This window comes from Niabella sp. (genome assembly GCF_030150205.1).
In the GTDB taxonomy this organism is placed as follows: Bacteria; Bacteroidota; Bacteroidia; order Chitinophagales; family Chitinophagaceae; genus Niabella.
In genome coordinates this window covers 110,028-135,867 of record NZ_JASLGT010000009.1, presented here as the reverse complement: position 1 = coordinate 135,867, position 25,840 = coordinate 110,028, and the positions used below count along the sequence as shown (strand labels likewise).

General features: G+C 46.8%; 24 protein-coding genes. 11 read left to right on the top strand and 13 right to left on the bottom strand.

Annotated elements, in window-relative coordinates:
- Positions 1–11 precede the first annotated feature (11 nt).
- Positions 12–512 (bottom strand): methylated-DNA--[protein]-cysteine S-methyltransferase, encoded by a 501-nt coding sequence (locus Q1V85_RS08615; protein ID WP_300598966.1) that lies wholly within the window; start codon positions 510–512, stop codon positions 12–14.
- A gap of 185 nt (positions 513–697) precedes the next feature.
- Between Q1V85_RS08615 and Q1V85_RS08610 the strand changes: the two genes are divergently transcribed.
- From Q1V85_RS08610 to Q1V85_RS08570, 9 genes are all read left to right on the top strand, one after another.
- Positions 698–1,162: a GyrI-like domain-containing protein gene (locus Q1V85_RS08610; protein ID WP_300598964.1), complete on the top strand. Its 465-nt coding sequence runs from the start codon at positions 698–700 to the stop codon at positions 1,160–1,162.
- A complete protein-coding gene (locus tag Q1V85_RS08605; protein ID WP_300598962.1) occupies positions 1,159–1,524 on the top strand; it encodes a DUF1801 domain-containing protein in 366 nt (121 codons plus the stop codon). Before Q1V85_RS08610 ends, Q1V85_RS08605 begins: the two co-directional genes overlap by 4 nt.
- A gap of 86 nt (positions 1,525–1,610) precedes the next feature.
- Positions 1,611–2,072 (top strand): GNAT family N-acetyltransferase, encoded by a 462-nt coding sequence (locus Q1V85_RS08600; RefSeq protein WP_300598960.1) that lies wholly within the window; start codon positions 1,611–1,613, stop codon positions 2,070–2,072.
- 23 nt (positions 2,073–2,095) lie between these two features.
- Positions 2,096–2,539, top strand: coding sequence for a GNAT family N-acetyltransferase (locus tag Q1V85_RS08595; RefSeq protein ID WP_300598958.1), 444 nt, complete (start codon positions 2,096–2,098; stop codon positions 2,537–2,539).
- A 180-nt stretch (positions 2,540–2,719) separates the two neighbouring features.
- A complete protein-coding gene (locus tag Q1V85_RS08590) occupies positions 2,720–3,097 on the top strand; it encodes a hypothetical protein (RefSeq protein ID WP_300598956.1) in 378 nt (125 codons plus the stop codon).
- A gap of 105 nt (positions 3,098–3,202) precedes the next feature.
- On the top strand, positions 3,203–4,063 hold the full coding sequence (locus tag Q1V85_RS08585) for a DUF3347 domain-containing protein (protein ID WP_300598955.1): 861 nt from the start codon (positions 3,203–3,205) through the stop codon (positions 4,061–4,063).
- Positions 4,064–4,146: 83 nt separating this feature from the next.
- Positions 4,147–6,516, top strand: coding sequence for a multicopper oxidase domain-containing protein (locus Q1V85_RS08580; RefSeq protein WP_300598953.1), 2,370 nt, complete (start codon positions 4,147–4,149; stop codon positions 6,514–6,516).
- Between the two features lie 150 nt (positions 6,517–6,666).
- Positions 6,667–7,104, top strand: a complete 438-nt coding sequence (locus Q1V85_RS08575) for a hypothetical protein (protein ID WP_300598951.1) — start codon at positions 6,667–6,669, stop codon at positions 7,102–7,104.
- A gap of 124 nt (positions 7,105–7,228) precedes the next feature.
- On the top strand, positions 7,229–7,900 hold the full coding sequence (locus Q1V85_RS08570) for a YceI family protein (protein WP_300598950.1): 672 nt from the start codon (positions 7,229–7,231) through the stop codon (positions 7,898–7,900).
- Positions 7,901–8,132: 232 nt separating this feature from the next.
- Here the strand turns inward: Q1V85_RS08570 and Q1V85_RS08565 are convergent, their stop codons facing one another.
- The 12 genes from Q1V85_RS08565 to Q1V85_RS08510 all read right to left on the bottom strand — a co-directional run bounded on the left by Q1V85_RS08565 (position 8,133) and on the right by Q1V85_RS08510 (position 20,126).
- A complete protein-coding gene (locus Q1V85_RS08565) occupies positions 8,133–8,462 on the bottom strand; it encodes a multidrug efflux SMR transporter (protein WP_300598949.1) in 330 nt (109 codons plus the stop codon).
- A 207-nt stretch (positions 8,463–8,669) separates the two neighbouring features.
- Positions 8,670–9,233, bottom strand: a complete 564-nt coding sequence (locus tag Q1V85_RS08560) for a Crp/Fnr family transcriptional regulator (RefSeq protein ID WP_300598948.1) — start codon at positions 9,231–9,233, stop codon at positions 8,670–8,672.
- 180 nt (positions 9,234–9,413) lie between these two features.
- The gene (gene rpsA / locus Q1V85_RS08555) at positions 9,414–11,348 is read right to left on the bottom strand and encodes a 30S ribosomal protein S1 (RefSeq protein ID WP_300598947.1); all 1,935 of its coding nucleotides are present in this window, start codon (positions 11,346–11,348) and stop codon (positions 9,414–9,416) included.
- A 269-nt stretch (positions 11,349–11,617) separates the two neighbouring features.
- Entirely contained in the window at positions 11,618–12,085 is a 468-nt protein-coding gene (locus tag Q1V85_RS08550; RefSeq protein ID WP_300598945.1) for a DUF983 domain-containing protein, read from the bottom strand.
- A gap of 14 nt (positions 12,086–12,099) precedes the next feature.
- Positions 12,100–12,984, bottom strand: coding sequence for a helix-turn-helix transcriptional regulator (locus tag Q1V85_RS08545; RefSeq protein WP_300598944.1), 885 nt, complete (start codon positions 12,982–12,984; stop codon positions 12,100–12,102).
- Between the two features lie 88 nt (positions 12,985–13,072).
- Positions 13,073–14,092: a LacI family DNA-binding transcriptional regulator gene (locus tag Q1V85_RS08540; RefSeq protein WP_300598943.1), complete on the bottom strand. Its 1,020-nt coding sequence runs from the start codon at positions 14,090–14,092 to the stop codon at positions 13,073–13,075.
- 336 nt (positions 14,093–14,428) lie between these two features.
- On the bottom strand, positions 14,429–15,607 hold the full coding sequence (locus Q1V85_RS08535; RefSeq protein WP_300598941.1) for a PepSY-associated TM helix domain-containing protein: 1,179 nt from the start codon (positions 15,605–15,607) through the stop codon (positions 14,429–14,431).
- A 71-nt stretch (positions 15,608–15,678) separates the two neighbouring features.
- Positions 15,679–16,185: a TlpA disulfide reductase family protein gene (locus Q1V85_RS08530; RefSeq protein ID WP_300598940.1), complete on the bottom strand. Its 507-nt coding sequence runs from the start codon at positions 16,183–16,185 to the stop codon at positions 15,679–15,681.
- A 21-nt stretch (positions 16,186–16,206) separates the two neighbouring features.
- A complete protein-coding gene (locus Q1V85_RS08525; protein WP_300598938.1) occupies positions 16,207–16,560 on the bottom strand; it encodes a heavy-metal-associated domain-containing protein in 354 nt (117 codons plus the stop codon).
- Positions 16,561–16,647: 87 nt separating this feature from the next.
- On the bottom strand, positions 16,648–18,699 hold the full coding sequence (locus Q1V85_RS08520) for a putative porin (RefSeq protein ID WP_300598936.1): 2,052 nt from the start codon (positions 18,697–18,699) through the stop codon (positions 16,648–16,650).
- A 9-nt stretch (positions 18,700–18,708) separates the two neighbouring features.
- Positions 18,709–19,533 carry a purine-nucleoside phosphorylase gene (locus Q1V85_RS08515; protein ID WP_300598934.1) on the bottom strand — a complete coding sequence of 275 codons (825 nt, stop codon included), beginning with the start codon at positions 19,531–19,533 and terminating at the stop codon, positions 18,709–18,711.
- 134 nt (positions 19,534–19,667) lie between these two features.
- A complete protein-coding gene (locus Q1V85_RS08510) occupies positions 19,668–20,126 on the bottom strand; it encodes a hypothetical protein (protein ID WP_300598932.1) in 459 nt (152 codons plus the stop codon).
- Between the two features lie 416 nt (positions 20,127–20,542).
- On the opposite strand from Q1V85_RS08510, the gene sucC reads away from it, so the two are divergent.
- Together sucC and Q1V85_RS08500 are read left to right on the top strand one after the other, a co-directional pair.
- A complete protein-coding gene (gene sucC, locus Q1V85_RS08505; RefSeq protein ID WP_300599397.1) occupies positions 20,543–21,754 on the top strand; it encodes an ADP-forming succinate--CoA ligase subunit beta in 1,212 nt (403 codons plus the stop codon).
- 477 nt (positions 21,755–22,231) lie between these two features.
- Positions 22,232–25,840 (top strand): SusC/RagA family TonB-linked outer membrane protein, encoded by a 3,609-nt coding sequence (locus tag Q1V85_RS08500; RefSeq protein ID WP_300598930.1) that lies wholly within the window; start codon positions 22,232–22,234, stop codon positions 25,838–25,840.

Below are 25,840 nucleotides of genomic sequence, written 5' to 3'. Positions count from 1 at the left end.
AACCAAACGTCTTACCACAGATCCAGCTGTGGCTTTGGGTTTTCAAGGTTCAATAAATAAATTTTACGTTGCATACCCCCACCAAAGCCGATCATTTTTCCATCGGCGCCAATTACGCGGTGACAGGGCACAATGATCGGAATAGGATTTTTATTCAATGCCCCGCCTACCGCCCGAACGGTTTTAATATCGCCCACCCTTCTGGCCATTTCGCCGTAACTGATCGTTTTTCCAAAAGGAATATCCGCCAGCAGCGCCCAAACTTTCTTCTGAAATTCGCTGCCGGTCAGCATTACCGGTAATGCAAACGCTTTTCGTTTTCCCTCAAAATAATCGTTTAGCTGGCGTTCTGCTTCCAGTAACAGTGGGTGATTGACTTCTTTAAAAAAAGGTGCGTCACGAATGTATTTTTCATCAATCCGCCATTGCACTCCAACCAGGTGTGTGGCGTTGGCTACCAGGCGCAAGGGACCGGTGGGTGAGGTTATTTCTTTATAAAAATAGGATTCCATCTGCAGATCTAAAATACGCCTTTCCGGGAAATTGTTTACCAATACTTATATTTACAATCAACAAACCGCTGTTTCAAACGATCAACATTGCGTTCCGGAATACTGTAAGATCCTGAAAAAAAGCATGCTCCTGACATAGGGTTGTCACAACAACACTTTAGCTTCGTTTATCAAAACCTTATTTTATGACACAGGAGCACATTACCTCATTTAAAGTAATCGGGATCAGTGTACGGACGACCAATGCAAACAACCAGGCAGCCATCGATATCCCGGCACTTTGGGAACGGTTCATGACTACAGGCATCGCACAGCAAATACCCAACAAAGCCGGGGATGCGGTCTATTCTATTTACACCGCGTATGAAAAGGATCATACACAACCATACACAACCGTGCTGGGATGCAGGGTTACCTGTTTTGACCAGATCCCCGCAGGCATGGAAGCCGTAGAAATTGCTGCCGGAAATTACGCCCGCTTTACAGCAACCGGTAACATGGGTGAGGGATTTGTCTTTAACGAGTGGCTCAAGATCTGGAACACGCCCTTGTCCCGGAAATACACTACCGATTTTGAAGTGTACGGAGTAGAGGCGCAGGATCCGGAACATGCAGAAGTGCCTATCTTTATAGCATTGGAAACTGAATGAACGCATTAGATGATTTTTACGCCAAACAGGAAGAGCCGGTAAAAAGCTGTCTGTTCGCTTTAAAAACGATGATCCTGTTGCAGGATACCCATCTTACAGCCGCATGGAAGTATGGAATGCCTTTTTTTTGTTACAAAGGAAAAATGTGCTGTTACCTTTGGATCGACAAAAAGCGGGGGCACCCCTACCTGGGGATTGTGGAGGGCAAGCACATCCATCATCCCTTGCTCCAACAGGAAAAGCGGGCCCGCATGAAAACGCTTTTGGTTGATCCGCACAAAGATCTGCCCGTAAAAACCATTACCCGGATCCTGCAGGATATGCTCCGGCTATACCGCGAAGGGATCGTAAAAACAAAATAAATAGCAGCTATGGATTGCCGGCATTTTTCCGCCGGATTTTGTTACTTTACCTGCCCGTTACAACACCGGCAAAATGCGATCCCGCCATGCAGCAACTTCAACTTATACAACTCCGGCCAACAGATGCACTTCCCTTCGGTTTATTACTACTGGCGGATGAAACCATCGAAGCCATAGAAAAATATATCTATGATTCGGCAGTATATGTATTGATGGATGCAAAGGAAATGATTGGTGTTGCTGTCTTATATCCGTTATCGGCCGATGCGCTGGAAATAAAAAACATGGCAGTGGCTGCATCGCATCAAAACAAAGGCATCGGTTCTTTTTTAATCCAACAGATCATTGCGGTTGCGCGCAAACAGCAATACAAAACGCTTATTGTGGGAACGGCCGATACCGGGCTCCGGCAGATCCGGTTTTATGAGCGCAATGGTTTCAAAAAATACGGGCTGCGGGAAAATTTCTTTATTACCCATTACCCTCAACCGATTTTTGAAAATGGTGTGCAGCTCAAGGATATGGTACTGCTCCGGCAACTATTGTGATCTTCACTTTAAACCACAAAAAAATGACATCAATCTCTATCCGCGATTACGAACAAAAAGATCTGGGGGCGGTAACAGACCTCACAAATCAGCTGGGCTATCCAACCACCATAGAAGAAATGCAGCAGCGCATCAATGAAATCGCCATCTGCAGCCATTGCCGCACCCTGGTGGCGGTGATGGATCACCAGGTAGTGGGATATGCAGGCCTGGCGCAGGGATGGTACTGGGAAAAAAGAGGAACCTATGTATGGATCCAGGCGCTTGTGGTGCACAGGGATCAGCGGAAAGCCGGAGTTGGAAAACAATTACTGGAAGCGGCAACCGCACATGCCCGGGCCATTGGAGCCGGTACGCTCCGGCTCAATTCCGGTAACCGGCCCGAACGGAAAGCCGCCCATCTGTTCTACCCAAAGATGGGATTTGAGGCTTCTTCTACCGGGTATGTAAAGCAAATCAGCCCTTAAAGGTTTCGTAATAAGGGAAGTACCATAGCGGATGCTTACAGAATTCCACGGTTTTCTTACATCATTTACAGAAATGCTAAGTAAATGAGGATCAATTGTTATCAATCTGTTAGAATCTAAAATCAGGGCTATTTTTTTTGTTCGGAAAACAATAGGGTGTAATTTTGTGGAGTGTTACAAATGCGTTTCATAGTATTGATCGTATCTCTGGCCGCCTTTTTCATGGCGCCGTCAGTAACAGCCCGTGCCTGTGAAATGCATCAAAAAACAACGCAACATGTAGCGGTGGGCGCTTCCCACCTTAAGAAGGCTCATACCCGCCATAAGGCTTCCTGTTGCGATCATGCTGCCGCTAAACACCAGCAGAAAGGACATTGTACCCACGATAACTGTACCGACAACAGTTGTCATCCGGTATCCATCTACAGTTTACATACTGTCAGCTACCTGGGCATCAATTCCCTTCCTGTAGCGGTAACCGGTCACCGCATCGGGCGGAACAGGTTACACCTCCCCGCTTATGCCTATACGATCTGGCAGCCGCCCCGATTGAGTTAATCAGTATTACACGGGTGTTTTATGCCCATTCCGTAACGCTCCGGCGTTCACTCATGCAGTATGCGGTCTTTCGCATGCTATTTATCACTGATTAATTATACAACCATGCAATCGATAAAAAATATATTCCTGGTCCTTTTAATGGGCCTTACCACCACTTTTTCTTATGCAGATGGACAAATAATAAAACATTCAAAAACCACCACTGTATCCATCCTGGGAAATGCGGCTGCCTGCAAAGCACTGATCGAAAAAGCAGGCACACAAAAAAAGCAATCCCAGTTAACATGGGAGCCTGCTACACAAAAAGCAACCCTGGTTTATAACAGTCATGCCACCACTAAAGATGCGATATTGAAACAGGTGGCGTTGGCCGGATTTGACAACGAACGTTATAACGCCCCACTTGAAACTTACCGCACATTGCCGGAAGCCTGCCGGTACAAAGGCGATCCGGAGGCTGCTTCGCAACAGGCACATGCCGGTCATTCCGGGATGCAGGACGAAAATCCAGCCATAAGCACACCGGAAGCAGTCGCCGCTTCAGTACTGGATCCTATATATAAAGCCTATTTTGCCATCAACAATGCCCTGGTACAGGCGGATGCAAAGACCGTTACACAAAAAGCCGGGGAATTGAATGCGGCGGTTAAGGCGGTAAAAATGGGTGCATTAAGCAGCAACGAGCACCAGGTATGGATGGCCGTAATGGGCGATTTACAAAAGCAGGCATCCACACTGCAATCAGCCAGTGGCATTGAAAAGCAGCGGGCCGCATTTGTACCGCTTACGGAAACCATTTACAAGTTGATAAAAGCCTCCTCCTTACCCTATAAAATCTATTATAATCATTGCCCGATGTATAAGGGTGGCGCCAACTGGCTCAGCAACGAACAGGGGATCAGGAATCCTTACTACGGTTCCCGGATGCTGACCTGCGGGGCTACAAAGGAAACGATCCAATAACCCGTTAAGAGGCCGGCAGGTTGCCGATCAGAAGTTCGGGCCCGCCGGTGTCATTTCCATTCCTTAACAGACAATTTCTTATAATGTATTACAGATTAAAAACGGGAGTTGCTTTTCTTGCAGCGCTCCTGTTTACATTCAATATATACGCGCAACAGGTAAAGCGGTACGACCTCTATGTAACAGATACCATGGTGAACTATTCCGGGAAACATAAAATGGCGATCGCTGTTAACGGGCAGATCCCCATGCCTACCCTGGAATTTACGGAAGGCGATACCGCGGAAATCGTGGTACACAACCGGCTTAAGGAGCCAACCGCCCTGCACTGGCACGGCGTATTTCTCCCCAATAAAGAAGATGGGGTGCCGTATTTAACGCAAATGCCTATCGATCCGGGGACCACCTATACCTACCGGTTCCCGATCATTCAAAATGGTACGCATTGGTATCATAGTCACTATGGCTTCCAGGAGCAAATTGGCATGTATGGTTCCATGATCTTTCATAAAAAACCCGGTGACACTACATTCCGGAAAGGCATTGATGACCTGCCCTCCGTTCCGGTGATCTTAAGTGAATGGACGGATATTATGCCGCATAATATCCACCGGATGCTGCGCAATGCCAACGACTGGGCAGCCATTAAAAAGAATGCCGTACAGAGTTATGCAGAGGCCATCAAAGCCGGTCACTTTAAAACCAAGCTGGTGAATGAATGGAAGCGGATGCTGGCCATGGATGTAAGCGATGTATATTATGATAAAATGCTGATCAATGGCCGGAACGAAAGCCAGCTATCCCAATTCAAAGCCGGTGATAAAGTACGGTTGCAGTTCTCCAACGGAGGGGCTTCAACCTATTTTTGGGTACATTATGCCGGTGGAAAAATAACCGTGGTGGCCAATGATGGTAACGATGTAGAGCCCGTTGAGATAGACCGTTTTATCCTGCCGCCATCTGAAACCATCGACATTGTGGTAACCATTCCCAAACAAGGCATATCTTACGAGCTGCTGGCCACATCGGAAGACCGGACCAACACCACCGCCCTTTTTATCGGTGAAGGGAAAAAGCAGCTGGCACAACCATTGGAACGGCTGAAATACTTTGAAGGCATGAAGATGATGAACGGCATGATGCGGATGAACGGAAGCATGAATGATATGGGCATGGCCATGAGCCTGCAACAAATGGATATGAATACGGTTATGTACCCGGAGATCACCGGACCGGCCGTTTCAGGAAAAGCCAAACGCAAACCGGCGCCTGAAGCAGAAGCTGAAATGCATATGCATAACAGTCAACCCGGAAATAATGCAAACCCTGCCGGTCATTCAGCAATGCAACATACACCTGCGGAACCACAAAAGGACGATGATACCTCCGCTTCAACCGGTCATGCCCGGCACACCATGCAGGCAGATCCTGCGATGCCTCCGGCCATTGTAACCCTCAATTACAACATGCTAAAGGCGCCTCGTAAAACCGTGTTACCCGAAAACGCGCCGGTTAAGGAACTCACGTTCACCCTTACCGGGAATATGAACCGCTATGTATGGAGCCTGGATAATAAGGTGGTTTCTGAAACGGATAAAATACTGATCAAAAAAGGAGAGATCGTACGCATCAAATTATATAATGCCTCCATGATGCGCCATCCCATGCATCTGCACGGACATGATTTCCGGGTGCTCAATGACAAAGGCGAATATGCACCGCTGAAAAACGTCCTCGACATCATGCCGATGGAAACCGATGTGATCGAGTTTGAAGCCAACGCAGAAGGCGACTGGTTCTTTCACTGTCATATCCTGTATCATATGATGGCGGGCATGGGGCGGATCTTCACTTATCAGAACCAGGCACCCAACCCATATATTACCAACCCGCAGCAAACGATCAGAAAATTATACCGCGACGACCGCATGTTCTTCCTGATGGCCGAAAACGAAGTTGCATCCAATGGTAATTTCGGATCAGCGCTGTATCACAATACACGATGGGCCCTCAGTGCCGAATGGAAACTGGGCTATACCGCCAAAAGAGGACATGAGATCGAAGCCAATTTCGGCCGTTTCCTGGGGCAAATGCAATGGTTCCGTCCGTTTATTGGTGTGGAATGGAGGTATCAGAAAAACAGTCATGAAGAGCGGAACCTGTTCGGACAAACATTCAAACATGATGGCAAGCCGCGTTACACCGCTGGTTTTGCCTATACCCTCCCCTGGCTGGTGCTTTTGCAAACACAGATCGATACCAGGGGACAGGTACGGGTTGAACTGGGCCGGGAAGACATTCCACTTTCAAAACGGTTGAGAGGCGCTTTCTCGTTCGACACCCGCAGGGAATACATGGGCGGACTGCGCTATATCATTAACAGGAACTTTAGCGTATCCGCCAATTACAATACCGAATATGGCTTTGGCGGTGGATTGGTACTTACCTATTAATAGCAGCCTTCAAAGACAGATAAAAATTCCGCACAGATTACACGGATTTACGCAGATAAGATCCCGCTTCCTTCTGTGGTCGTCTGTGATATCCGCGAGCACAAACAATGGAATACATCCTATCATTTAAAAAAATAAATACCGTTCTATATGAATCGCTTTATAAAAACCAGCCTCATTATTTGCATAGCGCTTTCCCTGGCAGCTTGTAATAGTACATCTGAAAAGCAGGGAACAACAATAACACCGCCGGCGCCCGCAACCGCTCAGGCACTACCACAACCGGGAACTGCCGCCGCCTATAAAAAAGGGGATGCCGTACCCTCCAACCTTGTTTGTATGGTTAACGATGCCTATATGGTCAAAGCGCAAATAGCCGTGCCTTTTAACGGCAAAACCTATTATGGCTGCTGCGAAATGTGCAAGAACCGGATTCCGCAGGATGCTGCCGTTAGAAAAGCAAAAGATCCCGCCACCGGCAAACCGGTAGATAAAGCATCTGCCTATATCGTTATTACCGGCAATAATGGTGAGGTCTCTTATTTTGAAAATGCAGCCAGCTACAAAAAACTTGCGCAGGATCAATAAACAGGCCATTATAACGGCGTTATTCCGGAGCAATTGTTATGAAATTGCCATATTTAGTGTTTAAACATTGTTTTTAGAATGAACCGTTTAATTTTGTGCCCAATTTGTAAAACAAAACGTAAATATGAAACAAACAATTTCCATTTTTTCCCTGGCACTCATGCTGGCAGCCTGTGGCGGCGCATCAAGCGATCAGGCTAAAACCGAAGAAAAACAAGAAGCTGCTGCAGCTACCGGACATTCCTATGCAATTGACACCCTGTCTACAACCGTTGACTGGCGTGCCACACACAAAGGTGGCTTTGCGCCCCGGTTTGGCGTTATCAGCGTAAACGACGGATCTCTTTCTGTGGAGAATGGTACCATTACTTCCGGTGACTTTACCATTAACCTGGCCGGTTTAACCGTAGATACCGCATCCGTTACCGAGCCCGATAAAAAAGCAGCGGATCTGCAGGCGCACCTGAAAAGCCCCGACTTTTTTGATGTGGCTAAATACCCCACCGCAAAATTTGTGATCACAAAAGTGGCGCCCTATGACAGCACACTGCAGAAAAGCCTGTTACCCGGCGCTACCAACCTGATCAGCGGCAATCTTACTTTAAAGGACAGCACACTAAACATCACCTTCCCTGCACAGGTTACGGTTACAGACAACGAAGTAAGTGCACATGCCAAATTCACCATCGACCGCAGCGCATGGGGTATCAGCTATAAAACAGAAGGCAGTCCCGAAAACTGGATGATCAGCAAAGATGTGGAAGTAGGGTTTAACCTGAAGGCTGCGAAGAAATAATAAGAGTGAAAAGTTATTTAGTGAGAAGTTTTCAGTGAAATGTTTTTTAATGATATGTTCTGTAGTGAAAAGTAAAATGCAGCGAACAAACAGGCTATAACCCGCACCGTTCCGAAGCTTCACTATTGACTATTCACCATTCACTAAAAATTGTTCGCTGCTAACAAACATCTCACGATATCCATACCAACAAAAGCGGCTGTCTTCATACCGGAGACAGCCGCTTTTAATTTTAATGCGAAGAAACCACCTTCAGCCCTACAATAGAAGCGATCAGGGTGGTGATAAAAAACAATCTCCAAAAGGTAGCCGGCTCTTTAAACACCAGGATGCCCATTAACGCTGCACCTACGGCACCAATACCCGTCCACACCGCATAAGCTGTACCGATCGGAAGCCCTTGGATCGCTTTCATCAGCAATAACATGCTCGCCGTAAGAAACACAAAAAAACCGGCATACCACCAGTACATAGCCGCTCCCTCCGTTTCCTTTGCTTTACCCAGGCAGGAAGTAAATCCCACCTCACACAATCCCGCAATGATCAGAATAATCCAGTTCATATATTTTTATTTACGGCAAAGTTCAGGACCCACGCCGGATTAAAATTTTACAAATGATAAATAATAGCCACTGAATACACCGATAAAACCAACTCAAAACAATCCGCGCATATCTGCGGGAGAAAAAACAGCTTCAGATTACAAAAGGCGACCAAAATATCAGCGCATATCCGCGGGAAAACCAGCCACAGAAAACACAACTCCCGCTCACCGGATCTCCGACCGGATCCGGCTCAGGCTTACCTGCGTAATACCCAGGTAAGAGGCAATATGGCACAGGGCCACCCGCTGCAGCAGGTCCGGATTATCTGCCAGCAGTTCCTTATACCGCTGAGCGGCCGTTTTAAACTGCCGGGAAATCAATCGTTCCTCCGTTTTTATCAGTTCCTTTTCCGCAAATTTCCGTCCCCAGTTCGCAATCTGCAGGTCTTCCTGGTAAAGCTGCTGCAGTTCCTCCGCGCGCAGTTCATACAATACACAGGGTTCCAGCAATTCAATATGCTCATAGCCCGGTTTACCCGCCACATAGCTATTCATCGATACAATGGTTTCGCCTTCGCTCCCAAACCAGAAAGTAATCTCATGGTCTTCCGTATCTGCATAAGCTCTTACAATACCGCTTTTAATAAAATACAGGTTCCGCTCTACCCGGCCGGCATGCATCAGCAAATGATTTTTTCCAAATGTTACTTCCCCTACCCGCCCGATGATCTTTTCCCGGGCACTTTGGGGCAGCGGATATACCTGATCCAGTATTTGTGTAAGTTGCATACGGTTGAATCTTAAAGCCGCTAAATTAACACACAGAATGCTAAATGCCGAATGCTGAATGCAGAGAAAGCTAAGAAAGAGAATAAGTTCACCTGATGACTTTTTATATGCATCGATAGCGCGCATAAAAAAAGCTGCCGGCTTTCGCGCGGCAGCTTTTCAATATCAAAACGAACCGTATTATTCTGATTTACCAGAATTTTCCTGATCCAGTTTCTTCCGGATATCCGCCAAAGCGCTCAGATCACCCAGGGTAGCTTTTTCAACCTTGTTCTGGATATTCTTCACGGCTTTCTTGGTTTTTTCTGCTTCAGCACGTGCATCTTTCTTCACAGACTCTCTTTCTTCGTATGCAGACTGTTCCCACACGCGTGCGTGCGACAGTACAATGCGCTTTTCATTCCGATCGAATTCGATCACCATGAACGGAGCAGTTTCGTCTAAGCTTACAGACTTACCATCCTGTGTTGCCAGGTGACGGTTAGGCGCAAATCCTTCCAGGCCGTAAGGCAGCTGAACGGTAGCTCCTTTATCGTCTCTGCGTACGATGGTTCCTTCATGCACACTGCCGATGGCAAAAGTGTCCTGAAGGGTATTCCAGGGATCTTCCTCCAGCTGTTTGTGTCCCAGCTGCAGTTTGCGGTTTTCTTTATCAATACCCAGGATGATCACATCAATGTTCTCGCCCACTTTCGTGTACTCACCCGGATGGTTGAAGCGTTTCAGCCAGCTCAGGTCGCTGATGTGGATCATACCACCAATACCTTGTGCCAGTTCTACAAACACACCATAGTTGGTAATGTTCTTCACTTCGCCGGTATGTTTGGTACCTTCTGCAAAACGGGTTTCGATATCGCTCCATGGGTCTTCTGTCAGTTGTTTGATAGACAGGCTCATTTTGCGGGTATCTTTATCCAGCGTTACAATCTTCGCTTCGTGCTCATCACCCAGTTTGAAGAAATCTTTAGCGTTTACAGGCGTGTTTGCCCATGTAATTTCACTTACGTGAACCAGACCTTCAACACCCGGAGTGATTTCCAGGAATGCACCGTAGTCTTCAATATTTACAACTTTACCTTTCACGGTGTTACCTTCTACAATAGCTTCGGGTAATACATCCCATGGGTGCGGAGTCAGTTGTTTCAGACCCAGGCTGATACGTTTTTTCTCGTCGTCGAAGTCCAGTACCACCACGTTCACTTTCTGATCGATCTTCAGTACTTCGTTCGGATGAGAAATGCGTCCCCATGAAATATCGGTGATATACAGTAAACCATCCAGTCCACCCAGGTCCATAAACGCACCAAAGTCGGTGATGTTTTTAACAGTACCTTCCAGTACCTGACCTTTTTCCAGTTTACCGATGATTTCTGCACGTTGTGCTTCAATATCGCTTTCAATAAGCGCTTTATGCGATACCACAGCGTTCTTAATGGTTTCGTTGATCTTAACCACTTTAAACTCCATGGTTTTACCCACAAACTGATCGTAGTCAGTAACGGGTTTCACATCGATCTGAGAACCTGGCAGGAAGGTTTCCATACCAAATACATCCACGATCAAACCACCTTTGGTTTTTGATGTAACCTGTCCGGTAACTACTTCGCCTGTTTTGTTCACCTCTACAATGCGCTCCCATGCACGGGTAGTGCGGGCTTGTTTACGGCTCAGGTTCAAGTGACCATCCCGGTCTTCTTTCTCAACGATCATCACCTCTACTTCATCACCTACTTTCAATCCCTGAAGATCGCGGAATTCATTCAGAGAGATCAAACCATCGCTTTTAAAACCGATGTTCAATACTACATCTGTGTTGGTAATACCTACAACGGTACCGTTGATCAGCTCACCATCGTTTAATTGTACGAAGGTATTTTCATACACTTTGTCGTACTTTTCTTTTTCTTCTTTCGAGTAAGAAGAAACATTGCGTTTGTCCACGCTCCAATCGAAATCGTCGTGCGCAGTTTCCACAGCAACAGGTGCTTCTGCCGGCTTAGCAGCTTCTACAGGTGCAGTGGTTGTCGCTGTAGAAGCTTCCTCTACCGGTTCTCCGGCAGCACCCGCATTCTCCTGTGCATCAGCGTTTAATTGTTTAAAAAATAATTGAAACATAAAAAAATCCGAAGGTTTTTAAATTCGGACTGCAAAGTTACGAAATTCCGGGGGAATGACCTAATTGGCTCCCTATTCGTAAGTATTTGATTTTCATTTAGTCAGCTTCAGCACAACGATCGGCATTCTTGCGTCGCACACTGGTGCTGTGGAATATAGGGCGGCTGTTTACACCTTCCTTCCGGGGACCTGGGCGACTGATGGGACCGGTACCCTACGTCTTCTGAGTCACCCATGTCCCCTATTTGACGCATCCCCTCCGGAAAACATCAAGTCCCTTGCTTCTTCACTCTTGATGGTGCGTTGGCGTACCATTTCCGGTCGTACCGCACAAAAAAGGAAAGCCACACACTGCGTGCCATACGCATCAGCACCGGCTGCATACAAATAAGAAAAACGGCGTTAAAGATCAGCCAGTAGATCCACCGGTCGTCATAAATACTCAACCCGATCAATACCCACCAGGCCACCAGTGTAGATACGCTTAAAGCAACAGCCAGCGCATAACTCACATAGCCCGCACCAAAATAAAAACCGGTTTCCAGCTCAAAAGGTTGTTTGCATACGGGGCACTCCTGGTACATCCGCATGGTTGTTTTTAATTTATAAGGATTTTTCACCTCAAACATGCTGTGCCGCCGGCATCTGGGGCATTTGGAGGCCACCACATTAAGGTAACTGGGTACTTTATCTTTTTCTTTATCGGTTGCGGCTGCTATTGTAGATACAGGTTCCATATATAATGATTACGTTACTTTAAAAATTGTTTCCGGAATTCATCGGGCGTTACACCCTCATATTTTTTAAAAAAGCGGTTAAAATAGGAGTTATCCTGGAAATTAAGTTCATAAGCGATCTCAGCCACGGTTTTGTTTACATTAATCAGCAGGCGCTTAGCCTCCAGCAATACCCGGTTACGGATCAGCTCCCCCGCCGATTGCCCCAAAAGATCCTTGCACAACGCATTCAGATGATTGGGGGTAATGTACAATAAATCTGCATATTCCTTTGGCAGCCGTATAGATTTGTAATGCACATCAATTAACCGCCGCAAGTTATGTAAAATCATTTTCTTTTGTTCGGGAACGGCTTTTGCCGGATGGCCGGCAATGGCATTTCCCATCAGCAGCAGGATCTGCAACAGAAGCACCCGGTTCAGATCCGGCGGTACCTCCGCATCCAGGGACGAACTGATGAGTGCCTCAAAAAGATCCGGCACTTTTTGGTGAAGCAGCGCCGGCAGCTGAAATACACTTTCCCCGCTGATGCCGCTGAAAAAAGGAAACCGCTCCAGGTAATAGGGATTAAACAGGAAGTCGCGGAAAAAATGATCCGGGAAATTGACCACATAACCGGTTACTGCTGAAGTAAAATGCCAGCTGTGCACCTGCCCGGGGATCATGCAATATACCTGGAAAGGTTTTACCTCAAAATGGTCAAAATCGATGGTATGGGTTCCTTGTCCAGAAGTAAAAAGTACCATATGATAAAAGGAATGCCGGTGCGGCCGGTGCAGGTGCTCGTAATGCTTTTCCAGGTAGGCTGAAAAGTATTCAGCCTGAAGCTCCGTTTGCTGTAACGGCTCTTTCAGCATGTTCCCAATTGAATAAACAGGTATTTTTTCCTTTTGTACCACCCTTGTATTTTGACACCGCAAAGGTACAAAACAGTTTTCCGGCAGCCCGGACCAAACAAGGCTATTTATGGTACTTTTTACGGATCGGCTATTTTCCGGTAGATTCCCGTTTAACCAGCATGGAATCCATATTGATGCGTTCCGGAACATAACGGGCGGGCTTTTCCAGTGCCAGGATCAGCTGCTGTGCAGCCGCCTGCCCAATTTCAAAAGCGGGCTGGGTGATGGTCGAAAGCGATGGTTTTAGCAGGTGAGCCGTAGGCATATTGCTAAAACTCAGCAATTTCAGTTTCCCGGGCATATCGATCTTATGTTTCCGGCAAACATCATAGGCAATCAATGCATGCGTTTCCACAGATGTAAATAATCCGTCCGGAGCATCTTCCTGCAACAGGGTCTGCTCAATCAGCGCGGTATCGTGCATATAATCTTTCCGGGCAGTAAGGATCCACTCCGGGCGTACGCCAATGCCGGCATCTTCCAGTGCCTTTTGATATCCCTGCAACCGGTCGATACCGATGGAAATTTTATCCGAAACCTGGCAATGGGCAATGCGCTTGCACCCCTGCTCGATCAGGTAACGGGTGCCATTATAAGCACTTTCATAGTTATTGGTGGTAATAATACTGCTGTTGCTAAACCCTTCAGCTACCCGGTCGAAAAATACGATGGGCAACCCTTTCTCCTGCAGGGCCTGCAGATGTTCGGTATCATCAATAGGGCTGGTAAGGGAAATTACCACACCATCTACCCGGCCATTGGTCATATGCCGGATCACATCCTTTTCATATTCCGGGTTTTCGTTGGTAATATAAATCAGCACGTGGTATCCACGCGCATGCGCGGTTTCCTGAATACCCTTGATGGCGAAAATGAAAAAATTATTGATGATATCCGGCACCACTACAGCGATCGTTTTGCTTTTAAACTTCCGCAGGCTGCCGGCATAAGGGTTGGGTTCATAGTTCAGCTCACGGGCCAGGTCCATTACCCGCTTCTTTGTATCGGCACTGATCTCATGACTGTCGCGCAGTGCTTTTGAAACAGTGCTTATAGAAAGTTGTAAAAGAGACGCCAGTCTTTTTAAATTGATCGGTTCCATGTTCATCCTTACCCCCTTTTTTATAAATCCTTTTCGGGAATGAAGATAAGCAATAAATAATGGCAAACACCCCTTAGGGCTGCCACTCATCCAATAATTACGGAATCGTTGCCGGGAGACACAACTTAAATGCTGAATTCTAAAGGACCAAAATTAAAAAAACAAGCACCAAAAAGCAAAAAACAAGAAGCAAACAACAGCCGGAAATTCAAATATCAAAAACAAAATCCAAATCAGAAAACAGGACCCAGGGCCTGAAGTCCGATATTTCAGAATTGTCCATTTTCACATTCCCACATTCCCACATTTTCACATTCCCACATTTTCAAATTATTTATCCGCTCAAACAACCGCCGCTACCGGCTGTGCCTTTGCTGCAAGTTTCACATGCTTGCTTTTAGGCTTTTTCTTTTTCAGTTTATTCAGCCAGATAATGGTTCCGGTAACCGGCAGACTGGTGGCAATCAAACAGCAGATAAAATAAATGATCTTTGAAAAAAGTCCATAGATCTCCCCGGTATGTATCGGCCGGATGCTGGATGCTATTTTTTGTCCGGTGGTTTTCGCCGCAAAAAATTCCTTTTTTAACAGAGCCCCGCTATAGGCATCAATCATTACCCGGTCCGTTGCTGCGCTGTTCCAGGAAGCCGCATTATTTTTAGAAACGCTAAAGGTTCCGGAGCTGTCTGCCGGAAAACTCAGGCGTGTGATGCCGGTATAGCTCAACTGGCTATTGGCCACTTTCAATACATCATCGGCAGAAAGCATTGCCGTTCCCGAAGCCCCTGACTTGAGCGGTTTTTCTTTTTTCCCGCCAAATACTTCCGCGCCCAATACGGTTGACGCTCCTTTTTTATACCAGTCGAATGACCAGCATAAACCGGTTAGCGACATGATCAGTAAAAAGATAAAGGAATAAAATCCCAGCACATTGTGCAGATCATGGTTGATCCGCTTCCACTTTCCTGAAAACAGGATCACGAACCCCTGTTTCCAGTAACGCAACCTCCGGGGCAGCCATAAAATGATGCCCGAAAGCAGGAGCACTACAAAGATGAGAGTGGCTATCCCTACAATAATGCGCCCGGTAGACTGCTCCATCAGCAGCCAGCGGTGCAGCTTCATTACGGTCATAAAGAACTTACTGCTTCCGGTTTCCGCATCACCCGTAATGGTTCCGGCATAAGGATTCACTAAAACGGTTTTTCCCCTGCCCTTTTCTTTCCCTTTGGGCTTTACAGAAAAGGACCAGGCTTTTTCCGGCTGATTGGGAATGGTAATACCGGTAACCGGGCTTCCCTGTGCCTTCTCAACTGTGGCTACCAGTGCAGTAAGCGACTGCGCCTGCATTCCCGCTTTATAGTCTACGAAGTAAACGGCTTTATTCACCCGCTCTTCTACTTCTGTACGAAAGGTATAAATGGTGCCTGAAAGACATACCAAAAAAAGTACGATCCCGCTGGCCAGTCCAAGCCAGAGATGAATATCATTAAAGAATTTTCTGAATTTTCCCCGCTGCATAGGCCGCAAAATTATCGAGGGCTGCACTCCCGTTATTTACGAATTCGGGAATTTTTTAAAAAAGCATCGTTTTATTCGATGCCCGCCAGCTTTTGGAGGAGGCTGCGAAAACCCCGGGGATCTGCTACTGGCAGTAAGGCAGCGTCCACGGCAAGGACGGCGCCCTGCGGGTTTACCAGGAAGGATGCCGGCAAGGCGCCCGCATTCCATTTACGGGCCGCGCTGTTTTCCCCATCCGGGGTATCGATCAGCTGTGGCCAGGTCATTTTATCTGCGGAGATGGCGCGTTGCCATTTTTCACGGTCCGTATCTACCGAAATACTAAGGATCTCAAAAGGCAGGTCCTTAAACCGGTGATACCGGCGCACCAGCTGCCGGTTCTCCAGCCTGCAGGGCGCGCACCAGGAAGCCCAAAAAATCACGAGCACCGTTTTGCCCCTATAGTCGTTTAATGAAACAGTTCTTCCTTTCTGATCGATTAACGCAAACGGAACCGCCGGTGTGGGGACAACCATTGTTTGAGCCTGAGCCGCAGCCACAGACAACCACCACAAAACGATACAGACGGCCCTTTTCATCCTCTGTTAGCAGGCATACCGCTAGGGCTTCGCGGCATAGGTTTTTGTACGCTCATACCGGCAGCAGGCATGCAGCTTTTCATAAGCGGCATCATTGCCCTTAATCTCCTGCGTGTCGTACCCCGCATCGGCCACAGCCTGCTGAATTTTATTGCCGCTGGTATTTTTAGCATTGTATTTTACCGCCAGTGTTTTTGAGGAAATATCCCAAACCGCTTCCCGCGCACCGGCCGTTTTTGCAGCCTTTTCAATCGTTTTTTTGCACATACCGCAATTACCGGAAACTGCAATTTTTTCGGTCTTCGCCTGTGCGTAAACTCCGGAGGCAGTCAATAACATGACCATACCTAAGAGCATTGATGCCCATTTTTTCATATTGAATCCATTTTAATTAAACCAGCCTTTATAAGACGGCCTGGTTTCAAAACAGGTTGTATAAGCATTTGTTCAACAACCGCCGGCTTAGTTCACAAATCCCCAGAAAACGCCCAACCGGATCAGCAATCCGGGATAAGGATAATCCGTAGAGGCAAAGTTGTTATTGGTAAAGCCCCAGCTTCCGTTAAGATTGCGGAAGGTATTCAGATTCTCTGCCCGTACAAATGCTTTAAAGGAATTGATCCGGAAGTTTACGTAGGCCGCAATATTGGGCAACCGGTACTGTACCGTTTGATCATCCTGGTAAAAGAATTGTCCCAGCAACGGCGAGTATCCGTCGCCTTTGTAATTGGTGCGGTATTTTGCTTCAAATCCCATAGCTATATTCAGACGGGGATAACCCAATTTACCTTCGTACCCGATCCGGTTCCGTGTATAGATGGCCGGCACATGCAATGGCGCGCCTCCCACTACCTGCTGGAAATAAACTTCCGTACGCCATTTCCACTGTTTGGTTTTTCCGGCTTCAAAAACTTTGTTCACACCAATCTGCACCACGTTGAACAGGGAATTATATTGATTCACCTTATAATAGTCTGTATAATAGGTGTAATTGGTCATCAGGTAATAATGCCCCTCTAACCCCAGTTTGATCAGCGGCTGATAAATAGTTGCATACAAGTGACTGATATTCTCCTTTTTTAAACCCGGATTGTTATCCTGCATTATATAGAAGCTGCTGATGGGGTTCTGCATTAAAAAAGATGGGGTCCGGTTCACATTTTGCGCACCCAGCATCAGGCTGCCGATCTTTTTACCCAGCAGGCTCTGGATACTGGCCCCGGCCTCGTAATCACCGGCATTCATACCGGCAAAATAAATCTTGCCGTTCACCATCATATCCCATTTCTGGTTCTTGGTGCGGTTGCGGTATTCCCCGTGTCCAAAAATGTTATAATAACTCTTTTTCTCGCGGCCCTGAATCAGCTCCAGCGGGGTGCTGCGCTGCAAGGTATCAAATACGCCCGACAGGTTTTGAACCGCAGCTCCCAGTTTGATAAACTGCTGGGTATTCTTTGAATCGGGAAAAGTATAAATGGAAAAATCATTCACCATTTCCTTCCAGTCGTCCCGCTTTGAAAAAGCTAATGAAGGAGTGCCATTCCATATACCATAATACCGGCGGTAATAACCGGTATCGGGAGCCGCATCGGTAAACTCAAAGGTATACTTACTGTACCGGATCGTATGCTCCAACCGTACCCTTGGAAAAAACAGGGGAACCACGGTACTATCCGTTACCAGTGAATCTTTCTGGCCCAGGTCATATTGCTGACGCATCAGTACATTAAAGTCTGCATACCGGTTGCCGGTAGTGATATTGGTATTAAAAAAATCAGCAGAATAACGGGTGCCGCCCCCCAGGCGTACGGGAATATAATCCCGCCGGGCATAGTCTACACTATCGATATACGAGCTGTTCACCAGTCCGCCGTTTTCTGTATTCTGCAATTTATTAGCGGCAATAATAATATAGTTATTATACCGCTTGTTGGTAGATTGTACCCAGTTGGTAACGTAATAATTGTTATGGGCCGACTTCTGGTTCTGGAACAGTCCCGGGGAGTTGACCAGCCGGTATGAAAAATGAATATTCCAGTTAGGACGGATATTCTGCGTATGCATCAGCTCAATAAACTGTTCGGAGCGGGTGCCTAACATATAGTTCAGCTCTGAATAAGGGCGGGTTGCTGTAAAGAACCGGGCCTTTTCAACGGTATATTTGTAAATATCAAAGGCATGAAAACCCGGATCCCAGCCGGCCAGCATCCTTGGTTTAAAAATATAAGATTGTGCTGCATTTCCAAAGTTCCCGAGATAGTTATAGTCAGCCGGTATCGGGTAATATTTGGTAAGGTCGTTAATAGAGGAGTCCATCTTATACGTCCGCAGGGTGTCCAGGTAGCGGTACGAGATGGTAACGGAATCTTCAAATTTATCTCTCCGGGCCAGGCTGTCACTTCCGGAGCCAACGTTTTTAATACCCCGGAACCGGTTCCCCATGCCTCCTAACGGATCCTGCGCCTGTGCACAAATTCCCGTCAGGATAAGAAATAAAACAAAATAGAATTTCATTTATTGATTTTATGCGCGGGCTACCATTTCCGTAAATAAATGCGCCAGTTTGGGCTCTGCTGCCTTTGCTGCTTCCAGTACTTCCTCATGCGTAATTACATTTTCCTCCTCACGGATGCCCAGGTCGGTAATAATGCTTACGGCAAAAACATCCAGCCCCATGTGGTTGGCCACGATGGTTTCCTGTACGGTACTCATTCCTACCGCATCGGCTCCCAGTATATGAATCATTTTGTATTCTGCACGCGTTTCAAATGTTGGCCCCGTTACCGCATAGTATATTCCCTCGCGGATGGCGATACCCGCTTCTCCGCAAATTTCTTTTGCCCTTGTGATCAGGCTTTTTTTATACGGTTCGCTCATATCGGGAAAACGCGTGCCCCAAGCTTCAATATTTTTTCCTACCAGCGGATTAGGGGTACCAAAACTGATATGATCGGTGATGATCATAATATCGCCCACCGAAAATCCCGGGTTCACGCCACCGGCGGCATTGCTCAGCAGCAGTTGCCGGATGCCCAGCAGCTTAAACACCCGGATGGGGAAAACAACCTCCTGCGGGGTGTAGCCTTCATAAAAATGAAAGCGCCCGGCCATGGCCACTACTTTTTTGCCGGCCAGGGTTCCAAAAATCAATTTGCCCGAATGTCCTTTTACGGTTGATACCGGGAAATTAGGAATGTCCGTATAAGGTACTTCTTTTTCCACGGAAATTGCCGCGGCAAAATTTCCCAGCCCGCTACCCAATACGATCCCTACTTCCGGAGTTTCCGGGTATTGCGCCTGTAAAAACGCCACGGTTTCCCGTACCTGCTCCACAATTGATTCTGACATAAAATCCTGCATTAAGTGTGGGCAAATATAATGAAACTAACAGCTACACACACGTCCCCTGTAAGAATCCGGTGTTTCTTTTAAAACTATTAACATTCAAATGCTTAGCGGCATTTGTAGCACTGTTAAGCGTTTCAGCCCTTGCTGCGCAGGTTAGAGATCTTTTTTTCAAGATCGGTTATTTTACTGCTGGTCTTTGTAATATTCCGCTGCATACTGGCTACATTGGAGGTCAGCTTTTCAGCTTTGTTATTGCTGGATGAGGCGCTCTTGGCCGCTTTTTTTGCCCTCCGGGCCAGTTTTTCATCACCGGGATTTTTTGCCATCTTCTGGGAATAATCCTTGCTTTCAGCAGCCGACTTTGCGGCATCCTTGTTGGCCTTTTCCAGGTCGCTCTGTAGTTTTACCAGTTTGTTCTGATAGTCGGCAAGGTTCAGCTTCTGCTTGTTCAGCTCTGTAGTTTGTTTCAGGATCTCTTTGTGCAGTTTCAGCGATTTAATGGAATCTGCGGATACGGATTGCGCCTGCGTAAAAGTGGTAGCTGCCAGCAATAGGGCCAGCATCAAAAGCAGCCCGGGTGTGTTTTTTTTCATTTCTCTTTTGTTTAATTAAGGATCTGCACCCGGTATTTTCGCATTCTTTGCGCTGTTTTCCGGCGGTAACGGTAGCTATAATTTATAATACCTGCTCCGTTCCCTGTGCAGATTAAAGATACAATTTTATAGAAGACCATTTCTATATTCCCCGGGTTGCACCCTCAAAGAACAAATGCGCGTTTTAACGGCTCCCGGGCATCGATGCCACCTGGTCTTATCAACCTGCAGGAAACCGGTTCGGGGATGAACGCGCCCCGTACTGCGAAAATTTGAATGGCGACCGTTTCCTTTGAATCCTTATCTTCGTGGCGAAGTTCTTAATGAAATGGGCCCTGACAACTTCATCCTTCCGGTATGAGGACAATGGGGGCGCATTTCATCTGATCATCCATAAACAAAAAAACTATTTACAGATGAATCTTCATGAATATCAGGCCAAGGAATTATTAAAAAAATACAACGTTCCGGTACAGGAAGGTTATGCGTGCAGCTCCGTACAGGAAGCTGAGGAGGCATACCGGAAGATCAAAACCGATACCGGCAGCAAATTTGCAGTGGTGAAAGCACAGATCCATGCCGGCGGACGCGGAAAGGGCGCTATTAAAGAAACCGGTATCAACGGGGTTAAAGTAGCCAAATCCCTGGAAGATGTAGAAGCATATGCAAAAGGCATCCTGGGCGGAACGCTGGTAACCATCCAAACCGGACCTGCCGGTAAAGTGGTAAACAAAATCTTTGTTGGCCAGGATATGTATTATGATGGTCCTTCTGAAAGACAGGAGTTTTATTTATCCATCCTGCTGGACCGGAGCAATGGTCAGAATGTGATCATGTACAGCACAGAAGGTGGTATGAGTATTGAAGATGTGGCGCATGAAACACCGGAAAAGATCTTTAAAGAGTGGGTACATCCTTCCGGCCGTTTACTGGGATTTCAGGCACGTAAGATCGCCTTTAACCTGGGACTGACCGGTGCTGCTTTTAAAAACTGCGTAAAATTTGTAACCAACCTGTATGATGCATATGTAGGGCTGGACTGCAGCATGCTGGAGATCAACCCGCTGTTTAAAGCGGCAGATGATAAGATCATTGCTGTAGACTGTAAAATGAACCTGGATGATAATGCCATGATGCGTCATGCAGACCTGGCGTCCCTGAGGGATATTACCGAAGAAGATCCTACAGAAGTAGAAGCCGGAAAATACAACCTGAACTTTGTAAAACTGGATGGCAATGTGGGTTGTATGGTAAACGGTGCCGGTTTGGCCATGGCTACTATGGACATGATCAAGCTGAGCGGTGGTGAGCCTGCCAACTTCCTGGATGTGGGTGGTACTGCAAATGCCCAAACGGTGGAAGCCGGTTTCAAAATCATTATGAAAGACCCGGCTGTAAAAGCGATCCTGATCAATATTTTTGGAGGCATTGTACGTTGCGACCGTGTGGCCGCCGGCGTAATTGAAGCTTACAAAAATCTGGGAAATATTACCATTCCGATCATTGTGCGGCTGCAAGGCACCAATGCTGAGGAAGCAAAAAAACTCATTGACGAGAGCGGTCTGAAAGTACAATCAGCCATCTTGTTAAGTGAAGCAGCAGACCTGGTGAAAAAGGCCGTGGCATAATTTGATTTTATTTACAATTAATGAGAGAGCGGTTACTTTTAAAAGTGACCGCTTTTTTTATGGGGTGTTTGTTCTTTTAGTCGTTAGTGAGACGTTGATAGTGAGATGTAGATAGTGAGCTATTGTTCACCGGAATAAATGTTACTTCCTGAATTTTAAGATTCAAAAGACACGAGCTAAAGCAACAAAATTCAAAATAAAATTTCAAGGCCTTATGCAACCAACTGATAACCGGAGATGAATGGCTAACAGCTTATATTTTAACGGGAAAATTTCAAAAAATAAAAACCGAATTTCAAAACCAGACATCACAGACTGATAACGGATGGCTGATAACTGAAAGCTTAATTAAGCCAACTTTAACGATTGAGCATACAATCTTTTGTATAACTCCACGTTAACAAATAATAACCTTTATCCAGATCCGTTCTCTAACCCGGATCTGATCTATTACGCTACTAAACCTGAAATTCTATTATGATTTGCAGACCTGTCCGGCTACTCATCACCCTCGTATTGTTAACCACAACGATTCAATTGCAGGCACAAACAGTTACCGGTATTCATGGTAAGATCATTGGCCGGTCCGGGCTCGGCCTTGCCAATACTGTTTTAAGACTTATAGCCACCGGCGATTCTGCACTGACAGATGCAGAGGGCCTGTTTTTGATAAAAGCTAAACAGGGCGATTCATTGCGTATCGAAAATGCCCTGTTGCCTCAGCCCTACACCATCGCCATTCCGGGTTATGACAGCCTATTGATCCGCGTGGAAGATCATCAGCTACAAACCGGGAAATGGAGCAGCTCTGCAGGCGCTTTAAAAGATACCGTTTCCGAAGCCACCAGTACACCCATTGTTCGCGCAGATACAGTTCCGGCAACCGCTGCTGTTGCAGCAGCCTCCGCCGGTGATACGGTATTTATAAAAGGGCGGGTAACCAACAGCAATGGACAGCCCCTCGCTAATGCCAGCATCACCTATCCGGATGGAAAATTGTATACTGCAGGTGAAGACGGTTCGTTTTCCATCCCCTTTCAGCAGGGTACAAAGGTGGTATTCTCCAATGTAGGCACACCCGATCTTGAAGTTACCTTAACCAATCCCAACAAGCCGCTGTCGGTAAGGTTGGGCGGTAAAAAATCATCCGAAGAACTGGAGCAGGTAACGGTTACCGCGATGGGGATCTCCAAAAAGAGCCGGTCGGTGGGTTATGCCGTATCAGAGGTAAAGGGCTCGGAAATCCAGACGGCCAAGGAGGTTAATTTTGTCAATAACCTGGCGGGAAGGGTTCCCGGCGTAAACATCACCACCAACAGCGGATCCATGGGCGGATCGAGTAAGGTTACGATCCGGGGGCCGAAATCTATTTTGGGCGATAACAATGCCTTGTTTGTAGTGGATGGCATTCCCTTCAGTAATCTCAATACCAATTCCTATGGGCAGCAGATCGGGGGCGGTGGTTTTGACTACGGCAGTCCCGTACAGGATATTAACCCCGATGATATTGACCAGATATCGGTATTAAAAGGAGCCGCCGCTACTGCGCTTTACGGAAGCCGCGGCCAGAATGGAGTGGTATTGGTAACCACGAAGAAGACAAACGGCGGCGGTAAAAAGATCGGTGTTAACTATAGCCTGAATGTGCAGAGCGACAAAGTATATATATTACCCCGCTATCAAAATCAATACGGCGGAGGCTCCAAGTCAACATTTGATACACTCTTTTACAAAAATAATCCTGAACAATTCTTAAACAGTACGGCTCCAACTTACCAGGATCCCATATCCGGGGGTTATGACCTGATACCCGAATTTGCCGTGGATGAATCCTGGGGACCTGCACTGGACGGGCGTTTGGTGCGTCATTACTGGTCCTTTGACAAAAACAAAAACAATCCCTATTTCGGTCAAACGGCACCCTGGGCACCGCAGCCCAATAATATTAAAGATTTTTTCCAGACCGGCATAACGGTTACCAACAGTGTAAGCGCGGGCGGCAACAGCGATAAGGGCTCCATCCGGATTGGCATGGCAGATACCCGCCAGCGCTTTGTATTGCCCAATTCCCAGCTTTCAAGAACCAATGTGGGCATGAACGGAACCTATAAAATAACGGAACAGTTAACCGCCAGCGCCGGGATGCGGTATTCGTACACAAAGGCCAAAGGAAGACCGGGTACCGGCTTTACCGGGCAAAATGTGATGAACCTGTTTAGTGAATACGGGCAGCGGCAATGGGATATGAGCCGGATGAAAGATTATAAATATGCCGATGGAAGCCAGATCAGCTGGAACCGGAAAACCTTTGATGATCCCACGCCTAACTTTGCCAACAACCCTTACTGGACCCGTTATATGGAATACCAGAACGATGACCGCAGCCGCCTTTTTGGTTCCGTAGGCCTGGAATACAAACCACTCGACTGGCTTTCCGTAAATGCCCAGGCTTTTATGGACAGCTATAATACGCTGCAGGAAGAACGAACGGCTAAAGACTATTTCCTGGGGAGCTATGCCCGTAATACCATCGACTTCCGCGAAATGAATTATATGCTCACCACCAATATGAAAAAAGATATCGGCCAGCGGTTCAACATCGGCGCTACCCTTGGCGGTAATATCATGAAACAAAATGTACATCTTTTTACGGGGTCTACTCCTGCAGGCGCCGGTCTTATTACCCCCGGTGTATATACACTGGTAAATATTTCTGCACCGCCTACCATCACAGAAGCACGTCCGCGTAAGCAGATCAATTCCCTGTTTGGAACGGCTACCATCGGCTATAACAATAATATCTTCCTTGAATTAAGCGGAAGGAACGACTGGTCATCTACCCTGCCGGCCGCAAACCGTTCTTATTTTTATCCCTCAGCCTCTACTTCCATTGTTTTTTCAGACTGGCTGAAGAACGCCAAATGGCTGAGCTTTGGTAAGGTACGGGCCGGTATTGCACAGGTGGGCAGCGATACCGATCCCTATAATATTTACCTGACCTACGCATTGCCCCAGCTCTTTAACGGAGCGCCATTTGTATCTGTAGATGATCTGAAAAGAAATCCCGCGCTGCTGCCGGAAAAAACCACGGAAAAAGAAGCGGGGATCGAATTGAAACTCTTCAACAACCGGGTGGGGATCGACTTTACCTATTATGACCGCATTACAAAAAACCAGATCATCCCTGTAAATGTTTCACCGGCCGATGGCTATACCCAGTACCTGTTAAATGCCGGCAGTGTGAGCAACAAGGGTATCGAGCTCCGGCTTGACGGAACGCCCGTACAATCTGAAAATTTCCGGTGGAACATCGGTTTTAATTTTTCAAAAAACAAGAACAAGGTACTGGACCTTGCACAGAATGGCAACGAGGTAATCGACCGCATCAATATCGGTACGGAAAGAAGACTGAACCAGGTGTCTGTAGTAGCCGTTAAAGGCCAGCCATTGGGAACTTTGTATGGCTTTGATTATACCTATTTGAACGGACAAAAGGTAATCGATGAATCCGGCCACTATATTAAAACAGCAACCGTAGTACCGTTGGGAAGTGTTTACCCCGATTATGTGGGGGGCATTACCAACAACTTCACTTACAAAAACATCACATTAAGTGCGCTGGTCGATTACAGCAAAGGCGGTAAATTCTTTTCCTATACCAATATGTATGGGTTGGCTTCAGGGTTGCTGGCAGAAACAGCCGATGACAATGTAAGGGAAAACGGCGTAGCCGTATCGGGTGTATTAGCGGATGGAACGCCGTTTTCAAAAACCATCCCCGCCATGGATCATTTCAAAAATAACTTCGGCAAAAACATCAATGCCGCCAATATTTATGACGCCAGTTATATTTATCTGCGCGAAGTCACATTAGGATATCAGCTCCCCCATAGCTGGGCCGAAAAAATAAGCGCCAGTAATATCACGCTTTCCCTGTACGGGCGCAATCTCTGGCTTATAAAATCCAATGCGCCCAATGTGGATCCTTCCAATATCGCCAATGGAACGGGGAATATACAAGGCCTCGAAGGTGGCGCGCTGCCATCTATCCGCTCTCTTGGCTTAAACCTTAATATTGGATTCTAA

Bases quoted from the DNA above. Each gene is read 5' to 3' on its own strand.
- Q1V85_RS08615 (WP_300598966.1), bottom strand. From the start codon at position 512: ATGGAATCCTATTTTTATAAAGAAATAACCTCACCCACCGGTCCCTTG.
- Q1V85_RS08610 (WP_300598964.1), top strand. From the start codon at position 698: ATGACACAGGAGCACATTACCTCATTTAAAGTAATCGGGATCAGTGTA.
- Q1V85_RS08605 (WP_300598962.1), top strand. From the start codon at position 1,159: ATGAACGCATTAGATGATTTTTACGCCAAACAGGAAGAGCCGGTAAAA.
- Q1V85_RS08600 (WP_300598960.1), top strand. From the start codon at position 1,611: ATGCAGCAACTTCAACTTATACAACTCCGGCCAACAGATGCACTTCCC.
- Q1V85_RS08595 (WP_300598958.1), top strand. From the start codon at position 2,096: ATGACATCAATCTCTATCCGCGATTACGAACAAAAAGATCTGGGGGCG.
- Q1V85_RS08590 (WP_300598956.1), top strand. From the start codon at position 2,720: ATGCGTTTCATAGTATTGATCGTATCTCTGGCCGCCTTTTTCATGGCG.
- Q1V85_RS08585 (WP_300598955.1), top strand. From the start codon at position 3,203: ATGCAATCGATAAAAAATATATTCCTGGTCCTTTTAATGGGCCTTACC.
- Q1V85_RS08580 (WP_300598953.1), top strand. From the start codon at position 4,147: ATGTATTACAGATTAAAAACGGGAGTTGCTTTTCTTGCAGCGCTCCTG.
- Q1V85_RS08575 (WP_300598951.1), top strand. From the start codon at position 6,667: ATGAATCGCTTTATAAAAACCAGCCTCATTATTTGCATAGCGCTTTCC.
- Q1V85_RS08570 (WP_300598950.1), top strand. From the start codon at position 7,229: ATGAAACAAACAATTTCCATTTTTTCCCTGGCACTCATGCTGGCAGCC.
- Q1V85_RS08565 (WP_300598949.1), bottom strand. From the start codon at position 8,462: ATGAACTGGATTATTCTGATCATTGCGGGATTGTGTGAGGTGGGATTT.
- Q1V85_RS08560 (WP_300598948.1), bottom strand. From the start codon at position 9,233: ATGCAACTTACACAAATACTGGATCAGGTATATCCGCTGCCCCAAAGT.
- rpsA (WP_300598947.1), bottom strand. From the start codon at position 11,348: ATGTTTCAATTATTTTTTAAACAATTAAACGCTGATGCACAGGAGAAT.
- Q1V85_RS08550 (WP_300598945.1), bottom strand. From the start codon at position 12,085: ATGGAACCTGTATCTACAATAGCAGCCGCAACCGATAAAGAAAAAGAT.
- Q1V85_RS08540 (WP_300598943.1), bottom strand. From the start codon at position 14,092: ATGAACATGGAACCGATCAATTTAAAAAGACTGGCGTCTCTTTTACAA.
- Q1V85_RS08535 (WP_300598941.1), bottom strand. From the start codon at position 15,607: ATGCAGCGGGGAAAATTCAGAAAATTCTTTAATGATATTCATCTCTGG.
- Q1V85_RS08530 (WP_300598940.1), bottom strand. From the start codon at position 16,185: ATGAAAAGGGCCGTCTGTATCGTTTTGTGGTGGTTGTCTGTGGCTGCG.
- Q1V85_RS08525 (WP_300598938.1), bottom strand. From the start codon at position 16,560: ATGAAAAAATGGGCATCAATGCTCTTAGGTATGGTCATGTTATTGACT.
- Q1V85_RS08520 (WP_300598936.1), bottom strand. From the start codon at position 18,699: ATGAAATTCTATTTTGTTTTATTTCTTATCCTGACGGGAATTTGTGCA.
- Q1V85_RS08515 (WP_300598934.1), bottom strand. From the start codon at position 19,533: ATGTCAGAATCAATTGTGGAGCAGGTACGGGAAACCGTGGCGTTTTTA.
- Q1V85_RS08510 (WP_300598932.1), bottom strand. From the start codon at position 20,126: ATGAAAAAAAACACACCCGGGCTGCTTTTGATGCTGGCCCTATTGCTG.
- sucC (WP_300599397.1), top strand. From the start codon at position 20,543: ATGAATCTTCATGAATATCAGGCCAAGGAATTATTAAAAAAATACAAC.
- Q1V85_RS08500 (WP_300598930.1), top strand. From the start codon at position 22,232: ATGATTTGCAGACCTGTCCGGCTACTCATCACCCTCGTATTGTTAACC.